We start from the raw sequence: 21,606 nt of genomic DNA on the forward strand, positions 1-21,606 counted from the left end.
TCGGACGCAGAGCGTCCCTGCAGGCATTCCCACGCGGAGCGTGAGGAACGATCAGGAAAAGGCAAGAGCGGTCATCGGCTCCGTATCCGTGGGAGCGGGCCATGCCCGCGATTTTTCGCGCGCATGGCGCGCTCCCACGGTGGATCGGTGAACGGCGGCTATTGATGGCTCCCACAGCTCCAGCGTGGGAGCCCATCCAGGGCGCTCTGCGTCCGCCGGGCCTCGACATCGGACGTAGAGCGTCCCGGCAGGCATTCCCACGCGGAGCGTGAGGAACGATCAGAAAAGGTAAAAGCGGTCATCGGCGCCGTATCCGTGGGAGTGGGCCATGCCCGCGATTTTTCGCGCGCATGGCGCGCTCCCACGGTGGATCGGCGAACGGCGGCTTTCGCCTTCTGCTGCCCTTCATAACAGCAGCATCGCAGTCGCTCCGAGCAGCGATATCAAATACCTGTGCGATCCGCCAACAAACTCCGGTCAAACACGAACACGCCCTCGGCCTGTTCGGTCAGCTCCCACAGCTGCTGAGGGCGGCCCATTTTCGGGAAGTTTTTCTCCCCGGTGTCGCGAATCCAGCCGGCTTCCTTCATCCGCTCCAGGCGTTTGCGCAACGAGGTGTTGTTGATTGTCGTGCCCAGGCAGGCTTGGGCGGCATTCAGGGCATCGAGCACGGTGAAGCGTGGCGCGGTCAGGTACAGGGGCAGGCTGGTATACACCGATTTGCCCGCCAGTCTTTCCAGGCTGAGGCGCACCAGGTCCCCGTGGTCGAAGGGCAGGGCGATGTTCCCGGCCAGCACCTCCTGCAGCGGCACGAAACGCAGGCCTTCATCGGCCGTTTCAGTGTCCGGGGGCAGCAACGCCAAGTAGTAGGTGCTCATTGACCAGCCCCGTGGATCACGGTTGGCGCTGCCTTCGGTGCCAACCTGCTCCAGGTGCCGTGGCACGACCTGGGCCTTGTCGCGCAGCACGCGATGGGCCGCCGCCTCCAGGTTCGCGTCGCGGGTGCTGCCATTGACGATCACCCCAGGCAGCGCCCATTGCCCGATGAAGGGCTGGCGCTCGCGACGGTGCAGCAAAAGGTGTAGCTGCCGGCTCTCGGCATCCATGCGCAGGGCGATCAGGTCGACACTCGCCAGTACTTCTACAGAACTCACATGGCCCTCCTGTAAATCGTCATGTCGGGCTGGATTTCCGGCAGTTGCCATGCATCCGGAATGCTTTGCCCGGCAGCGATCATCGCGCGAATCGCGCTGCTGTGCACGGTCATCTCCTCATTCGCCACCAGCAGCCCGAATCGCTCGCGTAGTTCCGCTGCCCGGTAAAAGGTGGTCAGGCGGGTGAGGTTGTCCTCGCCGATCACCAGTGCCAGGCAATGCGCTGGCAACTGATGCTGTTGGGCGATGTGGTTCATCAGGTCGTAGCTGTAGATCACGTTGCCGTCAGCACCCAGTTGGCGCTCCACGGCAGAGCACATCACGCGATCGCCGAAGCGCTCCGCCAGCCGTTCGACCCAGGTACAACGCAGCGCGAAGTCCGCCATGCGCTTGGCATCGGCGTGCCGGTAGCTGGGCACCACCACCACTCGATCCGCGACGTCCAGCGCGCGCTGGATGACGCTGGCATGGCCGGCGTGGGGCGGATCGAAGGCGCCACCGTATATGGCCATGGCGAAGTGTTGCGGCGTTGGCTGGGCGCTGGCCGCGGCGAAGGTCTGGAGTGATGACGACAGCATCGCGAATCTCCTCGTGAGCAGGTGTTGACAGATATAATACACCTGGTGGAATATGTGTCCACCCCGCAGCGATGCGGCTCCACCAGCAGGAGGTGTCAGATGAAGATCGCCACGTTCGATGTCGATGCACAAAAGGGCTTCACCAGCCTGTGCCCCGATGAGTTGCCTGTGGCAGGCGGCCATGAGATCGCCGCGCCGCTCAACGACATGGCGCGTCGTGGCACCCTGCGTCTGGGCAGCAAGGACGCCCATGCCCGCAACGCCATCTGGGTGGTGGCGCGTCATGAGCAGATGCTCCAGCCCCTGAGCCATGCCAACGCCGACCTGACCTGGGTCAGCCACTGCGTACCGGGTACGCCTGGCTTCGAGCTGCTGGACGAACTGCCTGCACCGATCGACTACGACTTCTTCGTCTGGAAGGGCGTCGAGCCCGATCTGCACCCCTACGGCGCCTGCTTTCACGACCTGGCCGGCAAGCGCAGTACGGGCGTCATCGAATACCTGAAGGTCGCCGGCGTGAAGGCGGTGGTGGTCGGCGGCCTGGCCCTGGATTTCTGCGTACAGAACACCGCATTGCAATTGCGCGGCGCCGGCTTCCAGGTGTTGCTGTATCTTCCGGCTTGCCGGGCCATTTCCGAAGCCGGCGCAACGCAAGCCATCGACCAGATGCGCGCGCAGGGCATCATCATCTGCGCCGACAGCGGAGCGCTCGACAACGAGTTGGCCCGCCTCGAGGAGAACGACCATGAGTGAGAGCGTATTCGCCCCCAGCATCATCCAGAATCTGCTGGATACCGACTTCTACAAGCTGACCATGATGCAGGCGGTGCTGCACAACTACCCCAACGCCGAAGTGGAATGGGAGTTCCGTTGCCGCAGCAACGAGGATCTGACGCCTTACCTGGCGGAGATCCGCTACCAGATCGAGCAACTGGTCAACACCTCGATCACCCCGGATCAACTGGCCTATCTGGAGAAGATTCCCTTCATCAAGGCTGACTTCATCCGCTTCCTCAGCCTGTTCCGCTTCAACATGCGTTACGTGCACGTCGGTACCGACGCGGCCGGTCAGTTGGCGATCCGGGTGCGCGGCCCCTGGCTGCACGTGATCCTTTACGAGATTCCGCTGCTGGCCATCGTCTCGGAAGTCCGCAACCGCTACCGTTACCGCGAAGTGGTCATCGAGCAGGTGCGCGAGCAGCTGTACCGCAAGCTCGACTGGCTCAAGGGCGAGGCCACCGCCGACGAGCTGGCGGGCTTCCAGGTAGCCGACTTCGGCACCCGCCGGCGTTTTTCCTACCGCGTGCAGGAAGAGGTGGTGAACATCCTCAAGCACGATTTCCCGGGCCGTTTCGTCGGCACCAGTAACGTGCACCTGGCCCGTGAGCTGGAACTGCGGCCTCTGGGCACCATGGCCCACGAATGGTTCATGGCCCACCAGCAGCTAGGCCCTCGGTTGATCGACAGCCAGAAGGCGGCGCTGGAGTGCTGGGTCAAGGAATACCGTGGCCTGCTGGGGATCGCCCTGACCGATACGGTTGGCATGGACAGCTTCCTGCAGGACTTCGATCTGTACTTCGCCAAGCTGTTCGACGGTCTGCGTCATGACTCCGGCGACCCGTTGGTATGGGCCGAGAAGGCCATCGCCCACTATGAGAAACTGGGCATCGACCCGCAGGGCAAAACACTGGTCTTCTCCGACGGACTGACCCTGCCCAAGGCGCTTGACCTGTACCGCGCGCTGCATGACCGCATTAATGTCAGCTTCGGTATCGGCACCAACCTGACCTGTGACATCCAGGGTGTCGAGCCGATGAACATCGTCATCAAGATGATCGACTGCAACGGCCAGCCCGTGGCGAAGATTTCCGATACGCCCGGCAAGACCCAGTGCCGCGATCCGAACTTCGTGACCTATCTCAAGCATGTTTTCCGCCTCGACGCGAACTGACCAAGGGAGAGACACCATGAGCAACCGACAAGCCGAAATCGCCACCGCCCTGGGCGTCATCGCCCCCTTTACCTCGGACGCCGACGTGGACGCCGAGATCGCCAAACGCATCGCGTTCATCAAGGCCACTCTGGCCGCTTCGCACACCAAGGTGCTGGTGCTGGGCATCAGCGGCGGTGTGGACTCTTCCACCGCCGGACGTCTGGCGCAGCTCACCGTCGAGCAGTTGCGCAGCGAAAAACAGGATGAGGGCTACCGCTTCGTCGCCATTCGCCTGCCGCACAACGTTCAGCACGACGAGGCCGATGCCCAGGCCGCACTGGGCTTCATCGCGGCGGACGAAGTGTTGACCATCGACATTGCCCCAGCAGTCAGCGGGTTGGCCGGGCAGATCCCCGAACTGGGCGGGCTGACTTCGTCGCGCCGTGACTTCGTGCTCGGCAATACCAAGGCGCGCATGCGCATGCTGGCCCAGTACACCGTGGCCAACGCGCGCAACGGCCTGGTGATCGGCACTGACCACGCGGCGGAAGCGGTAATGGGCTTCTTCACCAAGTTCGGTGATGGCGCCTGCGACCTGGCGCCATTGAGTGGCCTGGTCAAGGGCCAGGTGCGGCAGATCGCCGAACGCCTCGGCGCTCCGGCCGCAGTATTCTCGAAGGTGCCGACCGCGGACCTGGAAGACGAGCGCCCCGGCATTCCGGATGAGCAGGTGCACGGCGTCAGCTACGAAGACATCGATGCCTTCCTGCAGGGCAAACCCGTCAACGAGTCGGCCTACCAGGCTATCGTGCAGATCTACGACAAGACCCAGCACAAGCGCGAGCTGCCGCTGGTGCCTTGAAATTAAGCGTGGAGAGTAGTTGGATGTGCGCCGACATACTCAGCTACTTACACGGCTAAATAAAAGGGGATGCGATGACTAATGGACGGGTGAAGCGTGCAAGGGCGCTGTTCATGCCTATTGCCGTTTTAGAACATCACGCCGCAGTCGATCCTAAGTTGAGCATCTATGAGATTTGCGACCAGCTTGAGAAGGTTTGGATACAGGTTACGGAAGAGGTTCGAACGGGCTCATTTGGCCTCGGCGCAACCGCTATTCAACACCTGAACAAATTAGTGTCCGAGTCCCTTGATGCCGATGCTATCGAGTTCAAACGACCAGAAACCTGGAGCGATTTTTTCAGTGAGTGCGGTGCTATTGAGGATGACGTGGATAGCGTCTGTAGTTGGCTGTTTTCAGAGCTCTATTGGAATAGGCTGACCGCAGCCCGACTTGCCACCAGTTGGATGTATATCAATGCAGTGAGATTGCGTACTGGCCATTCGCAGATCGCTTTTTCGCTGGATAAGCTTGGCCCGTTGCTGGAGAGCCTTTCTGGTTCGGGGCCGCCCATATATGACGGGCAAAGTTTTTCTCTTGGTGACTACACGAACGATATGCTCTGAGCCCACGCCACGGCCTGTAATCGGATATCAAACATTCCGTGTCCACGAGCCATAAGTACCGTCGGCAGCGGGCTCAATCTGCTATCAGTTGCCGGGTGTCGCCAGCCACTGATTACGCCGTGCCAGTTGCCAGGCCAGCACACCAAGGGTCAGGCCGCGCAGGGCCATGAAGGCCAGGAACGCCACCCACAGACCATGGTTGCCGAAGCCCTGCAGTGCGAGAGCGATTGGCAGGCCCAAGGCCAGGGCCACGAGCATGGCGTTGCGCATCTCCCGGGCGCGGGTGGCACCGATGAACAGGCCGTCGAGCAGGTAGCTCCACACCGCGAACAACGGCAACAGGGCGAGATAGGGCAGGTAGTGCCCGGCCGTTTCGCGGACCACCGGGATGTCCGTCTGCAGGTTGACGAACAGGTGGCCGCCCGTGCCGAACAGCAGCGCGAAAAGCAGGCTGGCCAGCAGCGACCAGAAACCGGCGACGATCAGGCTGCGCCTGAGTGCCAGTCGGTCGCGCGCGCCGATGGCATGGCCGCACAGCGCTTCGACCGCGTGGGCCAGCCCATCCAGGGCATAGGCCGTGACCAGCAGACCATTGAGCAGCAGCGCGTTGGCTGCCACGGTGGCGTCGCCCAGGCGTGCTCCCTGAATGGTGATCAGCAGAAACACCGCCTGCAGTGCCAGAGAGCGCAGGAAGATATCGCGGTTGACGCCCAGCAGCGCGCTCCAGCTCTGCCACTTGCCCATCGCCGTCCATTGCGTGCTGCCAGGATGACGGCGCAGGGCGCCACGGGTCAGTGCCAGGCCGACCAGCAGCCCACCCCATTCGGCCAGCACCGCAGCGCGGGCAGCGCCGACGACTTCCCAGTCGAGGCCCAGCACGAACCACAGCGACAGCACGATGTTCAGCAGGTTGGTGACCAGCAGCATCACCAGGGGCGCGCGGGCGTTCTGGGCGCCGAGCAGCCAGCCGATCAACGCGAAGTTGGCCAGTGCGGCCGGCAGGCCGAGCAGGCGGGTGTGCAGAAAGTCGCGGGTCAGGGCATCCAGCTCGGCCGACGGATTCATCAGCCCCAGGGCCAGGCCACTGAAGGGCACGGCCAGCGCGCCGAGCGTCAGCGCCAGCAAGACGGCAAGCACGAGGCCCTGCACCAGCACCTGACGCAATGCGCCGCCATCTCCCCGGCCGCAAGCCTGGGCGGCGAAGCCCGTGGTGCCCATACGCAGAAAACCGAGCAGCCCGACGATCAGGATATACAGGCTGCTACCCACCGCCACGGCGCCCAACTGATGGGCATGGGGCAGGTGGCCGACCACGGCCGTGTCGACCAGCGCCACCAGTGGCACGGACAGGTTGGAAAGGATCATCGGCGCAGCCAGCGCCCAGACCTTGCGGTGGGTCGGCGCGTGGCGCCAGGCATCGCGAAACATGCAGCGCTCCATCAGGGCAACGCAGTATAGGTGACTGCGCTGCCTTGCCGTTACGGCGAGTGCCGAGATGGCAAGGCAGAACGCTGGTCGCCTTTTATTGAAAATAATTATCAGCGGATATATGTTCGCAACCCCTTTCCTGCGCGGTATTTCCGAGTGCGCCCGCCCCATGACTCCGATGCCCAGGACGGCCAGTTCCAGCGCCATGCGGGCGAGTTGCTGCGTTTCTTCACCCGCCAGGTGAAGTGCGACGAGCTGGCGGCCGACCTGCGTCAGGAAACCTGGCTGCGCTTTCAGCGCCGTGGCACGGGCGAGGTGGAGAATCTGCGTGCCTTTCTTTATCGCATCGCCCGCAACCTGATCATCGACCACCGGCGCCAGCAGCAGGCGCGGCCCGTACAGGAAAGCGTGTCGGTGGAGCTGGAGTCGGATCAGCCTGGGCCCGAGCAGATTGTCGGTGATGGACAACAGCTTGCCCGCTTGCAGGATATTCTTCAGGATCTGCCCCCTCATTTGCGTCAGGCCCTGTTGTGGAACCGCCTCGACGGTCTGACCCAGAAGCAGATCGGTCAGCGCCTCGGTGTTTCCGAGAGCATGGCCGGGCGCTATATCCTCAAGGCCCTGGAACAGTGTCAGCAGAAAATGGATTTGATGTCGTGACCCCCGATTCTTCGCTTCTCGCCCAGGCTCGAGAGTGGCAGGTGCTGCTGCATTCCGGCCGCGCCAGCGCAGCCGATCGTATCGCTGCCGAGGCATGGCGCTGCGCTTCGCCAGCCCACGAGCAGGCCGCCAGCGAGGTGGATCGGTTGTGGGCGCTGCTGGGGCAGCTTGGCGAGCAGCCCGCCGTCGCGGACTCGCCTGCGGTGGTTCTGCCACTGCGCCGTGGCCGTCGCCTGCGTTGGGCAGTACCCCTGGCCAGCGCCGCCATGCTGCTCCTGGCTCTTTGGCTGCCCCAGGGAGCCTGGGTGGGCTGGTATGCCGACCTGGCGACCGCCCCGGGCGAAGTACGTATCGTCGAACTGGAAGATGGCACCGTGCTGACGCTCAATGGCGCCACCGCGCTGGACTGGAGCATCAGCGAAGGGCGCCGGAGCATTCGCCTGTATCGGGGCGAAGCGGACTTCCAGGTGGCCAAGGATGCCAGCCGACCGTTCTTCGTCGAGGCGGGGCCAGCGCGTATTCGCGTTACCGGTACTCGCTTCGATGTCGACTACAGCGGTCATCAGGTGGTACTGGCGGTGACCGAAGGGCAGGTGCAGGCCAGCGACGCCCGCGAGCAACCGCTGCCGGTAGGTGCGAACCAGCAGGTGCGCTGGAGCGGCGATCAGATGGAGCCGGTGCAGCCCCTCGATGCTCGTCAGCAACTGGCCTGGCAGCGCGGCAAGCTGGTGTTTCGTGCACAGCCGCTGAGCGAGGTGTTCGCCGAGCTGGAGCGCAGCCAGAGCCAGCGGGTGATCTTTCTCGACCAGAGCGTGCGTGACCTCAAGGTGACCGGCGTTTTCGCCCACGACGACCCACAAGCGGTGCTACGTGCCATCGAAAGCAACCTGCCCGTGCGCCTGGTAAGGCTGCCGGGGCTGCTGCTGGTAAGCCGCAACTGAGGTTCGTGCAGTGCTGCAGGGCTGTTCTTGCAGGTGCCAGAATGGATAGTTGGCGGCTGGCGTAAAAATATTTAGGTTCCCGGTTCAGAAAAGCATCGGCGTTTCGTCTTCCGTTTCTGCAAATGCGACTTTTTCGCATGACCTCTGCAGAACACAGGAAACCCCCGCATGCGCACGACGCGTTCTCCTCTTTTCCAGGCACTGGCTGCCGCCCATCTGCTGCTCGCTGCCACGACCGCGTCGGCGCTGGAGTTCGATCTCCCTGCACAGCGCCTCGATGCTGCGCTGACCGATTTCGCAGAGCAGGCCAATGTGCGTCTGCTCTACGACGCCAGCCTGACCCCGAGCGATCGTCAGGCACCGGCCTTGAAGGGCGATTACTCGGTTGCCGAAGGCTTGCAGTTGCTGCTGCAGGGCAGCGGCCTCAGCTACCAGATCGACCAGCAGGGCACCGTGACCCTGGTGCCCCTCGATCAGGTCGACGATTCGCTGCAGCTCGGCGCCACCACCGTCAGCGGCCAGGGCGAAGGTCGTCTCGACCTGCCCGTGGAATACGCCGGTGGCCAGGTCGCGCGAGGTGCGCGCATCGGTATGCTGGGCAATCAGGATATGCAGGATGTGCCGTTCAGTGCGGCCAGCTACACCGGCGAACTGATCGAGAACCGTCAGGCGCGCAGCCTCGGCGAAGTGCTGGCCAGCGATCCGGCGATACGCCAGTCCAACGGCTTTGGCAACTTCTCCCAGGTGTTCGTGGTGCGCGGTTTCCAGCTGTACACCGACGATATTGCGTTCAACGGCCTGTACGGGATTCTGCCTCGGCAGATCATTTCCACCGAAGCCGTCGAGCGTGTCGAGGTGTTCAAAGGCGCCAACGCGTTTCTCAATGGTGTTGCACCGGGCGGAAGTGGGGTTGGCGGCGCGATCAACGTGGTCTCCAAGCGTGCCGAGGACACGCCCAATCGCAGTATCTCCCTCGATTACGCCAGTAGCGCGCGTGCGGGTGGTCATGTGGATCTGGGGCGGCGCTTTGGTGAAGACAATCGCTTCGGCGCGCGGGTCAATGTGGCAAAGCGTGACGGTGAAACGGCGGTCGACGGTGAGCATTCGCACTTCAGCCTGGCCGCCGTTGGGCTCGATTACCGCGGTGAGCGGCTACGTTTGTCGACCGATTTCGGCTACCAGAAGCAGCGCATCAACGAAGGTCGCTCGGTGGTTTATCTGACCCCCGCAGGGCTGGGCGGCAAGGTACCGAAGGTGCCGGATTCGGATGCCAACTACTCCCAGCCCTGGAGTTGGTCGCAGTTGGAAGATACCTACGGCATGTTCAACGCCGAGTACGATCTGAGCGAAAACTGGACGGCCTACCTCGCTGGTGGCGGCAAGTACACCCGGGAGAATGGTGTGTACTCCTCGGTGTATGTTACGTCTCCGGATGGTCGCGGTCAGGTAGGGCGGCTTTACTCGCCCCTCGATCAGGAGACCTTCAGCAGCGTGGCCGGCTTGCGTGGCAGTCTGCAGACTGGTCCGGTCAGCCACCAGCTGAATGTTTCTACCAATGGTCTTTGGCAGGAGCGGCGCAATGCCTTCGAGTCGACGACTGTAGCCAATCGCCGGCCCGGCAATCTCTACGACCCGCAACCCGTGAGTGAGCCGGTCGCGAGCGTCAGCGGCGACCTGCACGACCCGCGCAAGACCGCCAAGGTGATCACCCGCAGCGTTGCCGTTTCCGACACCCTGGGTTTCTTCGATGACCGACTGCTGCTGACCCTTGGGCTGCGCCGCCAGTCCATCGGCGCCGATGCCTGGAGCGCCGCCAGTGGTGCGCGTACCGCCAATTACGAAGACAGCATCACCACGCCGGCCTATGGCCTGGTGTTCAAGGCGAGCGACGTGGTTTCGTTGTATGCCAATAGCATCGAGTCCCTTCAGCAGGGGCCGTCTGCTCCTGCCGCTGCCGTCAATCGTGGGACCATGTTCGCGCCTTATCGCACCAAGCAGATCGAGGCAGGTGTAAAGCTGGACTGGGGTACCTTTGGCGGCAGCCTCGGGGTTTATCGGATCGAACAGCCCCAAGGCGTCACGGGAACCGACAATGTCTATCGGGTCGACGCCGAGCAGCGTAACCGCGGTGTGGAACTGAATCTGTTCGGTGAACCGCTGCCCGGCTTGCGTCTGCTTGCTGGCGCGACCCTGATGGATACCGAATTGCGCGGCACTGCCGGGGGCGCCAATGATGGCAACCGTGCTGTCGGTGTCCCGGAGTTTCAGTACAACGTCGGCGCCGACTGGGACGTGCCTGGTGTTTCCGGCCTGAGCTTCAACGGGCTGTTGCTGCGCACCGGCGGCCAGTACTACGACTCCGCCAACACCCTGAGCATCCCCGCCTGGACGCGAGTAGACCTTGGTGGCCGTTATGCGATGAAGCTCGACGAGGAGCGGCAGCTGACCCTGCGCGCCGGCCTGGAGAACGTCGCTGACAAGGCCTACTGGGCGTCCACCAACGGCGGCTACCTGACCCAGGGCGAGCCACGCACCCTGAAGGTCTCGGCCACCCTGGACTTCTGAGGCCACGCTAACCAGCCCGGCGCATTCGCACACCGGGCTGGTTTCGCTCAGAACGTCAGGCGCAAGCCCAGCGTCGCATTGCGCGGCGTGCCGTAGTAGGCCGACGACGTGCTGGTGTAGTACGCCTTGTCGAGCAGGTTGTTGAGGTTGAGCGTCGCGCTGAGCTGCTCGGTAATGGGGTAGCGGGCCATCAGGTCGACGATGGCGTAGCTGCCTTGGGTGAAGCGCACGCTGTTGGGCCCCATGGCATCGCTGTAGATTGCGTTCTGCCAGTTCACGCCGCCGCCCACGGTCAGACCATTGCCCAGGTTGTCGAGCAGATAACTGGTGAATAGTTTGGCGGTGTTCTGCGGGATCTCGGTATTCAGCGCTCTGCCGTTGCTGTCCTGGACGATGTTGCGCGAATAGCCGGCCGTCAGCTGCCAGTCCGGCATCAGCTCGCCGCTCAACTCCACCTCGAAGCCACGGGTCTTGGTGCCGGATTCGGCGCGGTAGGCCTGATCACCATTAGGGGCGAATTCACCCGGTATGGAGACGGCGAGGTTGTCCTGTTCGATCTGGTAGATCGCGGTGGAGAAGTTCAGGCGATCTTCGAAGAAGCCTGCTTTGATACCCAGCTCGTAGCCGACACCTTCCAGCGGGTCGATAAAGCTGCCGTCGAGCAGGCGATTGCTCTGTGGCTTGAAGATGCTGGTGTAGCTGGCATAGGCCGACCAGGTATCGTCGAGCTCGTAGACGATCCCTGCGAAGGGCGTGAACACACCGGTTTCGGTACGCCGGGTGGTTTCATCGTCGACGCCGCCGTAGTTGTCGGTCTTCTGCACGTTTTCCCAGTCGGTCACGCGGCCGCCTAGGAATACCGACAGTTTGTCGGTCGCGCGTAGGCGCGTGCTGGCGTAGGTCGCCTGCTGTTTCTCGTTGTAATTCATGCGCCCGTTCACCGGGATGTTGGGCTCTGCCGGAGTCTTGCCATCCCAGCCGTAATAACTGGGAATGTCGCTGCTCCAGCCGGCGAAACGCCAGAGGTCATAGTTGTCGGCTTTGTAGCGGGTCTGTTGGCGAGAGTGGCCGATGACCAGATCATGCTGCTGACCGAGCAGCTCGAAGCTGCCGCGCAAGTGCATGTCGAGGCTGTCCTGCACGGGCTTTGCCCCCCAGCGGCCGCCATAGAGCATGCCACCACTTCCGGTTTCACGATTCGGGTAGACACGCGCACCGGCATAGCCGAGCACTTCGTCGAAGGCATAACGGCCCCTGCTGAGCGTCAGCTTGGCTTTCCAGTCATCGTTCAATTGCTGGTCGAGGGAGGCAAAGCCCGAGGCGAAATGGCGTTCGGAGTAGGCCCAAGTGCTGGCTGCCGAGGCCGAGCGCGACCAGTCGGTACGCGAACCATCGCTGAAGTACAGCGGCAGCCCACCGCGGGCGTGGTTGTTGGCGTCGTGCTGCTGTGCATCTGCACCGATGGTGAGCAAGGTGTCTGGCGTCAGGTCGGCCTCCACAATGCCGTACAGTACCTTGTGACGTTCCTGCAGACGGTCGATATACGAGCCTGCATCGCGATAAACGGCGACCATGCGGCCCCGCACGCTACCGCTTTCATTGAGTGGCCCGCCGCTGTCCAGTTCGATGGCGTTGTTATCCCAGGAGCCTGCCTGCAGGCCAATGCTGCTCTTCCATTCGCTGGTCGGGCGCTTGCGCACCAGGTTGATGGTGGCGCCTGGAGTACCGATGCCATTGGTCAGCCCCGTAGCGCCGCGGATCACTTCGACGCGGTCGTAGAGCGCCAGGTCGTTGGTCTGGAACACCGAGTTGTAATTGCTGTTGAGCAGCGGTTCACCGTCGATCTGATAGTTCTGTACCTGGAAGCCGCGCGAGTAGATGGCGCTGCTGTCCGAGCCCATGTTGCCGCTCTGGTTCACGCTCAGGCCTGGGGTCTGGCGCACCGCATCGGTCAACTGCGTCAGGTTCTGGTCATCCATGCGCTGGCGGCTCATGACGCTGATCGACTGCGGCGTTTCGCGGATGGTCAGCGGCATCTTGGTCGCGGTGCTGGTCGAGCCGGTGGTGTACGAGCCCGTGCCGTCGGTGGTGTCACCCAGGCCTGCACCGGTGATGCTGGTGGCACCCAGTTCCAGCGAGGCACCGGTGTCGCTCTGGCGGGTGATGATAAGGGTGTTGCCCGCACGTTGGTAAGTCAGGCCGCTGCCATCGAGCAACTGCTGCAGCGCCACCGTGGGTTCCAGCGTGCCGCTCACGGCAGGGGCGTGCAGATGTCCGGTCAGGCTGCTGTCGGCGGCGATGCTCAAACCGGCGGCTTCGCCCAGTTGTCGCAGCGACAGGCTCAGGGGCTGGGCGGGCAGGTTCAAATCGACAGGGACAGCCAGCACGGGCGCAACCAGAGCGAAACTGGCAACGGCCAGCAGGTTGCGTAGCGCGAACGAATGACGCATCGAGACATCCTTCTCATGGGAATTTGCCTGAAGGACGGAACGCCCGGCGTTTTCCCTGATGCAGCGGCGACGAATGGTCGCCGCTGTGCCGTTATCTGCGTGGCGGTGGCGAAGCGGGACGAATCTCTAACGCGCGCTCAGTTCGGTGCTTTGCCTGCCTTCGGTCACGCGCACCGGGGCGATGGTCGGCAGGGCGCGGATGAAGTCCTCCACGTCACTCAATTGCAGCACGGCACTGATGCGCGGGCTCGGGTAGCCAGTGTGGGCTTGCAGCGGCCGTTCGCGGTAGCGCGACAGGCTGGCGGCGATCTCGCCGAGGTCCGCGTCTTCGAAAACCAGGTTGCCGCGGGTGAAGGCCAGGGCATTGTCGGCCGGCAGGTCGACCTTGCGCAGGTAGCCATTACCATCGACTTCCACGACCTGGCCAGCTTCCACCTGCCAGGTTTCGTTCGGGTGGCGAGTGCTCGCCACTTCGACCCGGCCATGATCGACGCTGATCCGCAGCCGGTCCGGCAGGCGGTTGACCACGAAGCGCGTGCCGCGCACGGTGATTTGCGCCAGGCCGCTATCGATCACGAAGGGGCGCAGAGGGTTGCGTGCGACATCGAACAGCGCCTCGCCCTGCCGCAGGTCGATGCTGCGCTGGCGCCAGCCATAACGGACGTCGATCCGGGTGGCGGCGTTCAATTGCAGCTCGCTGCCATCGCGCAGGGTGATCTGCTGGCGCTCGCCAATCGGCGTGTGCAACGCGAGCTGCTGAGGGCTCTGCCGATAACCGAGCCAGCCCGCAGCCGAAGCGAGCATCAGTACCAGAGCGACGGCGCCCCGTCCCAGGTAACGTGGCTGCCCGCGCTGCTGGCGCTCCATGGCCATGGCCAGCGCCTCGGTCTGGCGGGTACTGCCGAAGTCGTTCCAGAGCGCTTCGAAGGCGCGATATTCCTCGGCGTTCGCCGGGTCGGCTGCCAGCCAGCTGCGGAATTCCGCCTGCTCCGCCAGCCGCGCATCGCCGCGCAGGCGCAGGAACCAGGCGGCCGCCTGTTCGGTCGGATCGTTCATGATTGCAGCAGGTGGCGGGCGCGGCGCAGGTCGAGCAGGGCGCGCATCATGTGCCGTTCGACCATGTTCAGGCTGATGCCCAGGCGCGTGGCGATATCCGGCTGGGTGTAACCCTCGATGCGGGCCATCCAGAACACCTCTGCGCAACGCTCGGGCAGGCAGTCGAGGATGCGCTGCAACGCCTTGAGCCGCTGCTGGATATCGAGCAGGTGCTCGCAGGACGGTGCCACCTGGTCGGGGGCCAGGTCTTCCGGGTTATGCGATTCCAGCGATTCCAGCCGCCACTCGCTGCGGTAGAAATCGATCAGTACCGAGTGGGCGACACGGCGCAGGTAGGCATTGGGCTGCTCGATCCGGCGCTGATGTTGCGCCAGGGCAAAGCGCAGCAGGGCATCGTGCAGCACATCGTAAGCGCGTTGTACGCACCGGGTGCGCCGGCTCAGGCTGAGCAGCAGATCGCTGTAGGCCCAGCCAAGGTCGATGCCTTGCCAGTCGACCTTGGCGGAATCGCGAAGCACGGGAGTGCTGGCCTGCAGCATGGCAATCGGCACGAGAAGCCCTCTGGGTGTAGGAAGCGGCCAGAGGATAGGCAATTGGCAATAATTCGTAAATAGTATTTATTGCTATTTGAGTGTGCTGGCGTATCGCACGTAGAGCCAAGAGGGTCTGCCCCATGCGGGGCAGATCAGGGGGAGGTGACGTTACTTCGCCTTCAGGGTGTAAGACGGCCCCCACACCGATTTACCAGAGGTTTCGCGGGCTTTGATGTCGATCTGCCGGTAGGTCAGCTCGCTGAGTATGTTCGCCAGTTTGGGCAGCCCATAGTCCGCCGGGTTCTGGCTGTTTCTGACTTCCTCGACCTCACCCAGCAACTGAACCAGGGTGACCTGCTCGAGCTCGCAGCGCATCCGCTCCTGATCCGCCTGTTTGCAGCTCTTGTTCCTGAGTACAGCGGCAGGCGGTTCGGCAAACAGGCCATCGGTAACAACCACCTCACCAGCGGCGATATCGAAACTCGCGAATTCCTTGTCGATGGTTGCCGTGACATTTCGGGCTTCGAAAGTTCGTTGCTGGATGCTGGGCACCCAGCCTGCCTCCGACGTTTGTCGTTTCACGTCGTAGGAGGTTTTCGCCCGGCTCATGCACTCGTTGTTGACCACGCGTACGGAGGTGCAGTAGTCCTCTTCCACCGTCTCGGTACGGTAGCTGGCGTCTTCCCATTTCTGGCCGCGCTCGAACTCATCGATCTTCTGCGCCTTGAGCATCAGATGGCCCAATGACGACGGCTTGATGTTACGCCCGCCCGGTGCCTCGAAGGCGGCAGTTCGCGGCAGCACATAACTGACGCCGGTGATCGTATAGCGACCCGGCTCGATCACGAAGATCTTGTAGAGCGTGCGCCCGAAAACCAACTGGAAATAGGAGCGGCTTGGATCGTTCTCATCCGGCTCGTTGCTGGAGTCGTAACCGACGAAGAACTTGGACGACGGGCGAGAGGTATTGGTCCACTCGGTAACCCCCGAGCGAAGTCGCAGAAACTCGGCGATCGAGTCGTTGTTCTGGAAGTCGGTGGTACCGTCCAGGCTGGCAGTTGGCACGATTAGAATGGCTTTGCCCGAGGTTTTTATCTGGGCGAACATTTCGTCATGAGCTCTACGCATTTCCAACATCATGGCTTGCGGTGATGCAGGCTGCGCCTGCCCGGCATAGTAGCCCTGGTTGGGTGCGGCGAGCGGAACGCATGCAGCCAATGCCAGGCTGGACAGGGTGATGCCGAGCAGCATGCCCAAGCGGGTCGACGAACCCCTCGGGAGTTGCGATCCAACGGTGCCCTTCACGTTCATCTTTCGTGTCCATCTGCTTTGTGGGGTAGTGGCACATGCCTTTCGGGCTGTGCAAAAGGTCAACGCACCATTGTCCACATAAGCTCGACAGGCCCTATAGCTCATCAAAACTATTGTGAGGGCGTTCAAAAAATGGTGGTTCGCATGCGGCGGGAGGGTCAGTTGAAACTGTACGAGACTCCCACGAAGGCCCCGAAGCCATCGCCCGGGGTGGAGCGGGCAACGTCTGCGCCGTTGTCGTTGTAGCCAGGCGTGACGGTGGCGGCGTAGCGCTTGTCGGTGAGGTTGCGCAGGTCCAGCCAGGTCTGCCAGTCGTCTTTCGGCGAGGCGTAACCCAGGGTCGCGCCGAAGATTGCGTAGGCATCGGCGTAGTAGGAGTTGGCGTAATCCACGGCAACCTTCGAGGCGTACTGGGTGTTGAGCCCGGCGTAGAAACCGCTCGGGTGGCTGTAGCGCAGCTCGGCCTGGTAGTAATGACGCGGCAGGCCGGGCAGGCGGTTGTCGCCGTAGGTGTCGTCGTCGCGGTAGTGGAAATCGCTGAAGGTATACGCCTGGCGCAGGGCCAGATCACCGGCTGCGCCGCCTTGCCACAGCGGGCTGTCGAGGCCGAGCTCGATGCCCTGGTGGATGGTGGGGCTGGCGTTGGATTCGGAGAACACGTTCTGCTCGACCTGTACGGTCAGCAGCTCGTGGCGCACGACCGAGTAGTAATAGGCCGCGTCCCACTGGCCTACTGCCGAGTCACCACGGCCGCCAATCTCGAAGGTGGTGGCGGTCTGGTTATCCAACGAGATCGGCGCGCGCTGGCGAGCGCTGTACGGCTGGTTGCTGGCCGGGAAACGCAGCGGCGAACTCCAGAGCATCGACCAGGCGTGGGGCGGTTCGACCGAGCGGCTGATATTGCCGTACAGCTGCACCTCGGGGTTGAGCTGATAGCGCAGGCCGATGCGCGGGGCGTAATCCCAAGTGTGCTCGCTGAGCGTGTCGTCGGTGGCCGGCCAGGTCACCTCGACCTGACGGCGGGTATAGATCAGCGCCAAACCGGTGGTCAGCCACAGATCGGGCACCAGCTCGGTTTCGTTGCTGGCGTGCAGCACGTTGTCCGAGCCCAGGTGTTCATAGGCGCGCATCAGGGTGCCGGCCGGGTAATCGGTGCCACCGACGCTGATCGGTAGGGCGGCATTTTCCTTCGACTTGCTGCTTGGCAGATTGGTGGTGCTGCGAAAGCCGATGGTGGTGGTGCTGTCGAGCCCGAACAGGGTGTGGCGGCGGTTGTAGTTCAGGGTGCCACTGACGTCGCTGTAATCCACACGCACCCGGTAGGTGTTGCCGTTGGGCGAGCTGTTCTCGACGATATCCATCGGGTAGTGGTGATAGGCCAGGCCGGCTACCAGCGTCGAGTCATCGTCGATCCGCCAGGTGGTCTTGTTGGCCAGCCAGGTGCTGCCGGGTTGGTCGCGGTGCGCGTCGATGCGCAGGTTGTTGGCGGCGGCAGCCCGTGGGTCGTGCTTGATCTGCGCTTTGCTCAGGCGGCCCGGGACGTCATGCTCTGTTTCCCGATAGCGCAGGTAAAAGCGCGTTTCCAGGTTGTCGTTGAGGCGATAACCAACGTTCGCGGCCACGCCCTTGCCTTTGCCCGAGGCATGATCCTGATAACCGTCGTAATGGCTGTCGGTGAGGTTGATGTAGTAATCGAAATCACCCAGCACCTGGCCGGAGCTGATGCTGCGTTTCTGGTAACCGTGGCTGCCGGCTTCGTAGCGCAGTTGCAGCTTGTCGGCATCACGGCCGGTGCGGGTTATGTAGTCGATGGCGCCGCCCAGAGCCAGTGATCCCTTGTCGAAACCATTGGCGCCGCGCAGCACTTCGGCGCGGCTTATCCACAGCGGCTCCAGCAGCTCATAAGGCGTGCCGCCCGAGCCGGTCAGAGGCAAACCATCGAGCATGATGTGGTTGCCGGAGGCGTGAGAGCCGGTGCCGCGATTGATGCCCGAGCCGCGGATCGCGATCTTGATGCCCTCGTTGCCAGGCGACTGTGCGTACACGCCCGGCTGGTAGGCCAGCACATCCTGGTTGCCAGCCACGCGGCCCTGCTCGACGCGCGTCATGTCCACCAGGTTGGTGCCGCCCGGTACCTGCTTGAGCTGCTCTTCGGCCGCCTGCTGCTCGGTCAGCACCTGGTCGGTCACCCGCACGCCTTCCAGTTGCACGGTGCCCGGCCTGGTTTCGGCATGGACGGCAGGAAGTGCCGCGCAGGTCAGCAGGCTGGCGGCCAGCAGGTGGCGAGGGCGCAGGGCGAAGGGGGGCAGGGAACGCATCGATGGAAATCTCCGTGGGAACAGCCGGCAGCGGTTGTAGCAGGCAGCGCCGGGTAGGACGGCGGCTCGGCAGGATAAGCCACGTCCCTCGCCAGGTGATCGTTTTCTGCTGTCGGGCTTTCCAGCATCGGCGTCCGAGCAATTTGCCAAATTGGCATATTAGGTTATGCCTAAATTGAATTTCCATGTGGTGCGTCGAGCCGATACCGTCTAAGGCCTTCTCTGTCGACGCTCGCCCCACAGGCCTTGAAACGCGTCATGCCGTTCTATCCGCACGCTACCCGACCACGCGGCGCATGCACGACTCTCTTCGAATGGAGGCGCCATGCCCATATCCCCGCTCAACCGCCGACAGCTGCTTGCCCTGGCGGGCACTGCCACCGCGGCTACGTTCGCCAGCCGCTTCGCCTGGGCCGGCAGCAGCCATGCTGACCACGGTTCTCACGCAGGGCACGCCAGCCACGGGGCTCAGCCAGTTGGCAGCGGCCTGGATCTGGAAAGTGATCGCTGGGTGTTGCCCGAACCGCGCAAGATCAAGCTGGCCACCAACCTCAATGCGGTGTGCCTGGCGCCGGTGGCGGTGGCTGACAGCCAGGGCATCTTCAAGCGGCACAACCTGGACGTGGAGTTCGTCAACTTCGGCAACTCCACCGAGGTGCTGCTCGAATCCATGGCCACCGGCAAGGCGGACGCCGCCACCGGCATGGCGCTGCGCTGGCTGAAGGCGCTGGAACAGGGCTTCGACGTCAAGCTGACCGCCGGCACTCACGGCGGCTGCCTGCGCCTGTTGACCCTGGAGGATGGGCCGAAGAGCTTCGAGGCCCTGAAGGGCACCACTATCGGCGTTACCGACATGGCCGCAGCCGACAAGAACTTCTTCTCGCTCATGCTCAAGCGTCATGGGGTAGACCCAGTGCGCGACGTGACCTGGCGCGTGTACCCCATCGATCTGCTCAGCGTTGCCCTGCAGAAGGGTGAGATCCAGGCCGCCAGCGGCTCCGACCCGCTCATGTATCGGGTCAAGCAGCAGCCGGGCTTCGCTGAGCTGGCGACCAACATGATCGAGGAGTACGCCAACATGAGCTGCTGCGTGGTCGGGGTCAGCGGCGAGCTGGCGCGCAACGACACGCCCGTGGCGGCGGCCATCACCCACTCGATCCTGCAGGCCCACGCCTGGGCATCGCATAACCCCGACGCGGTGGCGGAGGAGTTTCTCAAGTTCGCCATCAACACGTCCAAGGAAGAGGTGCACGCCATCCTCACCGAGCACACCCATGGTTACTACTCGGTGGGCAACACCTTCGTCAAGGAGATCGCGGTGTATGCCCGCGACCTCAAGAATGTCGAAGTACTGCGCCCGCGTACCGATCCTCTGGAATTTGCGGAGAGCATCCATGCCGACGTATTCGCTTGAGCAAAGCCGCACATCGCAAGGCACCGCGGCGCCGCTGTGGCGTGGAGGCCTGCTGGCAGCGCTGAGCTGGACAGCCTTCGCGTTGTTCACCCAGTTCTATCCGGACGGCGGCAAGCCCTGGCCCTTCACTCAGGAGTTGGCGTTGTTCGGCGCAGGCGTTGGCGCGCTGCTGGCATTGCTGGCTAGCCTGCCGGGCCTGTTCGGCAGGCTGGTCGAGCGTCTGCGCCCGACCGGTGCCTGGTTGGCGGCGCTCCCCGTGCTGCTGGGCGTCTGGCTGCTGGTCACCGCCAAGGTCGTGGTGCTGCCGGTACCGTTCTTCGCGCCTCCCCAGGCGCTGATCGAGGTTTTTGTCGATGACTGGGCGCGCCTCGGCGAGAGCCTGCTGCATTCCCTGTGGCTGCTGGTCAACGGCGTTGTGATCGGGGGGCTCAGCGGCTTCGCTGCGGGTGTTGCGATTGGTTGGTCGCAGCGCATCGGCTATTGGGTGCATCCAGTGCTGCGCATTCTTGGCCCGATTCCTTCCACGGCACTGCTGCCGATCTGCTTCTTTTTCTTCCCCAGCAGTTGGAGCGCCAGCGTGTTTCTGATCGCCCTGGCGACCTGGTTTCCGGTCACGGTATTGACCTGGTCCGGTGTGGCCAGCGTCGACAAGGCCTACTACGAAGTGGCCCGTACCCTGGGCGCCAACGCGCGCTTTCTGATTTTGCGGGTGGCGATCCCGGCAGCGCTGCCACATGTGTTCGTGGGGCTATTCATGGGCCTTGGCGCATCGTTCTCGGTGCTGGTGGTGGCCGAGATGATGGGCGTCAAGGCGGGGCTCGGCTGGTACCTGCAATGGGCTCAGGGCTGGGCGGCCTATGCCAATATGTATGCGGCATTGCTGGTCATGGCGCTGCTCTGTTCGGGATTGATCACTCTGCTGTTCATCGTTCGTGACCGGGTGTTGTCCTGGCAGAAAGGGGGCGTGAAATGGTGAATGTTGCGCAAGCAATCGTGGATCGGGAAGCCGGCATGACCCTGGATGTTCGCGGCCTCAGCCATGCCTTCGATCTTGGCGACAGCGGCCTGCCGGTGCTCGACAAAGTCGATCTGCAACTGGCGCCCGGCGAGAGCGTCGGCCTGCTCGGCCCGTCCGGTTGTGGCAAGTCGACCTTGCTGCGTCTGGTCGCCGGTCTGGAAAATCTTCAGAACGGCAGCCTGCTGGCCGATGGCATGGCGATTCCGGGGCCGCATCATTCGCGGGTGCTGGTGTTCCAGGATCCGACGCTCTACCCCTGGCGCAGCGTGTGGGACAACGTGGCTCTTGGGCTGCAGGCACGTGGGCAGCTCAAGGAACAGAAGCACCGGGTCGATGAAACCCTGCGCAAGGTCGGCCTGCTGGAGTTCCGTGATGCCTACCCGCGTCAGCTCTCCGGCGGCATGGCGCAGCGCGTGGCGCTGGCCCGCGCACTGATCAACGAGCCGCGTCTGTTGCTGCTCGACGAACCGCTGGGCAAGCTCGATTCTCTGACCCGTATCGCCATGCAAAGCGAGCTTATCCGCCTCTGGCAACAACAGGCCTACAGCTCCCTGCTGGTCACCCACGACTTCGAGGAGGCGCTGCTGCTCTGCGACCGCGTGCTGGTGTTCTCGGCACGCCCGGCGCGGGTGCTGGCGGAGCTGAAGGTCGAGCGGCCCTATCCGCGTCGTCGCGACGATCCGCGGCTGCTGGAGCTTCGTCATCATGCGCTGGACCTACTGGGGCAGGGCAGCGACTGGTGACTGCACCGGCGACCTGTGGCCGTACAGGTCGTCCATG

The 21,606-nt window shown here is 63.3% G+C and carries 18 protein-coding genes; 10 read left to right on the plus strand and 8 right to left on the minus strand.

The window, feature by feature from the left end:
- Nucleotides 1–443: 443 nt before the first annotated feature.
- Complete coding sequence (locus QRN22_RS19995; protein ID WP_042556536.1) at nucleotides 444–1,154, minus strand: NUDIX domain-containing protein; 711 nt, start codon at nucleotides 1,152–1,154, stop codon at nucleotides 444–446.
- A complete protein-coding gene (locus QRN22_RS20000; RefSeq protein WP_042556537.1) occupies nucleotides 1,151–1,732 on the minus strand; it encodes an adenylyltransferase/cytidyltransferase family protein in 582 nt (193 codons plus the stop codon). The genes QRN22_RS19995 and QRN22_RS20000 overlap by 4 nt, the downstream gene beginning before the upstream one ends.
- Nucleotides 1,733–1,831: 99 nt before the next feature.
- Here QRN22_RS20000 and QRN22_RS20005 point away from each other — a divergent pair, with 99 nt between their 5' ends.
- The 4 genes from QRN22_RS20005 to QRN22_RS20020 all read left to right on the plus strand — a co-directional run bounded on the left by QRN22_RS20005 (nucleotide 1,832) and on the right by QRN22_RS20020 (nucleotide 5,132).
- Nucleotides 1,832–2,485: an isochorismatase family protein gene (locus QRN22_RS20005; RefSeq protein ID WP_042556538.1), complete on the plus strand. Its 654-nt coding sequence runs from the start codon at nucleotides 1,832–1,834 to the stop codon at nucleotides 2,483–2,485.
- Complete coding sequence (gene pncB / locus QRN22_RS20010) at nucleotides 2,478–3,683, plus strand: nicotinate phosphoribosyltransferase (RefSeq protein ID WP_042556539.1); 1,206 nt, start codon at nucleotides 2,478–2,480, stop codon at nucleotides 3,681–3,683. Before QRN22_RS20005 ends, pncB begins: the two co-directional genes overlap by 8 nt.
- Before the next feature lie 16 nt (nucleotides 3,684–3,699).
- Nucleotides 3,700–4,527 carry an NAD(+) synthase gene (nadE, locus tag QRN22_RS20015; RefSeq protein WP_042556540.1) on the plus strand — a complete coding sequence of 276 codons (828 nt, stop codon included), beginning with the start codon at nucleotides 3,700–3,702 and terminating at the stop codon, nucleotides 4,525–4,527.
- Between the two features lie 74 nt (nucleotides 4,528–4,601).
- Nucleotides 4,602–5,132, plus strand: coding sequence for a hypothetical protein (locus QRN22_RS20020; protein ID WP_042556541.1), 531 nt, complete (start codon nucleotides 4,602–4,604; stop codon nucleotides 5,130–5,132).
- An 84-nt stretch (nucleotides 5,133–5,216) separates the two neighbouring features.
- Here QRN22_RS20020 and QRN22_RS20025 read toward each other — a convergent pair whose 3' ends face one another.
- Entirely contained in the window at nucleotides 5,217–6,560 is a 1,344-nt protein-coding gene (locus QRN22_RS20025) for an MATE family efflux transporter (protein ID WP_156152817.1), read from the minus strand.
- A gap of 156 nt (nucleotides 6,561–6,716) precedes the next feature.
- Here QRN22_RS20025 and QRN22_RS20030 point away from each other — a divergent pair, with 156 nt between their 5' ends.
- From QRN22_RS20030 to QRN22_RS20040, 3 genes are all read left to right on the plus strand, one after another.
- On the plus strand, nucleotides 6,717–7,220 hold the full coding sequence (locus QRN22_RS20030) for an RNA polymerase sigma factor (protein ID WP_042556543.1): 504 nt from the start codon (nucleotides 6,717–6,719) through the stop codon (nucleotides 7,218–7,220).
- Nucleotides 7,217–8,161, plus strand: coding sequence for a FecR family protein (locus QRN22_RS20035; RefSeq protein WP_042556544.1), 945 nt, complete (start codon nucleotides 7,217–7,219; stop codon nucleotides 8,159–8,161). Before QRN22_RS20030 ends, QRN22_RS20035 begins: the two co-directional genes overlap by 4 nt.
- Nucleotides 8,162–8,329: 168 nt before the next feature.
- Nucleotides 8,330–10,726, plus strand: coding sequence for a TonB-dependent receptor (locus QRN22_RS20040; RefSeq protein ID WP_042556545.1), 2,397 nt, complete (start codon nucleotides 8,330–8,332; stop codon nucleotides 10,724–10,726).
- A gap of 47 nt (nucleotides 10,727–10,773) precedes the next feature.
- On the opposite strand, the gene QRN22_RS20045 is transcribed toward QRN22_RS20040, so the two are convergent.
- The 5 genes from QRN22_RS20045 to QRN22_RS20065 all read right to left on the minus strand — a co-directional run bounded on the left by QRN22_RS20045 (nucleotide 10,774) and on the right by QRN22_RS20065 (nucleotide 18,394).
- A complete protein-coding gene (locus QRN22_RS20045) occupies nucleotides 10,774–13,176 on the minus strand; it encodes a TonB-dependent siderophore receptor (RefSeq protein ID WP_042556546.1) in 2,403 nt (800 codons plus the stop codon).
- A 126-nt stretch (nucleotides 13,177–13,302) separates the two neighbouring features.
- On the minus strand, nucleotides 13,303–14,232 hold the full coding sequence (locus QRN22_RS20050; protein WP_042556547.1) for a FecR family protein: 930 nt from the start codon (nucleotides 14,230–14,232) through the stop codon (nucleotides 13,303–13,305).
- The gene (locus QRN22_RS20055; protein ID WP_197077070.1) at nucleotides 14,229–14,783 is read right to left on the minus strand and encodes an RNA polymerase sigma factor; all 555 of its coding nucleotides are present in this window, start codon (nucleotides 14,781–14,783) and stop codon (nucleotides 14,229–14,231) included. The genes QRN22_RS20050 and QRN22_RS20055 overlap by 4 nt, the downstream gene beginning before the upstream one ends.
- 150 nt (nucleotides 14,784–14,933) lie before the next feature.
- Nucleotides 14,934–16,076 carry a hypothetical protein gene (locus tag QRN22_RS20060; protein ID WP_231570242.1) on the minus strand — a complete coding sequence of 381 codons (1,143 nt, stop codon included), beginning with the start codon at nucleotides 16,074–16,076 and terminating at the stop codon, nucleotides 14,934–14,936.
- 158 nt (nucleotides 16,077–16,234) lie between these two features.
- Nucleotides 16,235–18,394, minus strand: coding sequence for a TonB-dependent receptor family protein (locus tag QRN22_RS20065; RefSeq protein WP_042556548.1), 2,160 nt, complete (start codon nucleotides 18,392–18,394; stop codon nucleotides 16,235–16,237).
- Nucleotides 18,395–18,719: 325 nt separating this feature from the next.
- On the opposite strand from QRN22_RS20065, the gene QRN22_RS20070 reads away from it, so the two are divergent.
- The 3 genes from QRN22_RS20070 to QRN22_RS20080 are packed head-to-tail and all read left to right on the plus strand — an operon-like array spanning nucleotide 18,720 to nucleotide 21,569.
- Nucleotides 18,720–19,808, plus strand: coding sequence for an ABC transporter substrate-binding protein (locus tag QRN22_RS20070; protein WP_042556549.1), 1,089 nt, complete (start codon nucleotides 18,720–18,722; stop codon nucleotides 19,806–19,808).
- On the plus strand, nucleotides 19,789–20,784 hold the full coding sequence (locus QRN22_RS20075) for an ABC transporter permease (RefSeq protein WP_042556550.1): 996 nt from the start codon (nucleotides 19,789–19,791) through the stop codon (nucleotides 20,782–20,784). The genes QRN22_RS20070 and QRN22_RS20075 overlap by 20 nt, the downstream gene beginning before the upstream one ends.
- Entirely contained in the window at nucleotides 20,778–21,569 is a 792-nt protein-coding gene (locus QRN22_RS20080) for an ABC transporter ATP-binding protein (RefSeq protein WP_042556551.1), read from the plus strand. The genes QRN22_RS20075 and QRN22_RS20080 overlap by 7 nt, the downstream gene beginning before the upstream one ends.
- Nucleotides 21,570–21,606: the final 37 nt, after the last annotated feature.

The sequence above is a fragment of the Pseudomonas sp. MEJ086 genome, from assembly GCF_030209025.1.
Lineage (GTDB): Bacteria > Pseudomonadota > Gammaproteobacteria > Pseudomonadales > Pseudomonadaceae > Aquipseudomonas > Aquipseudomonas fulva_A.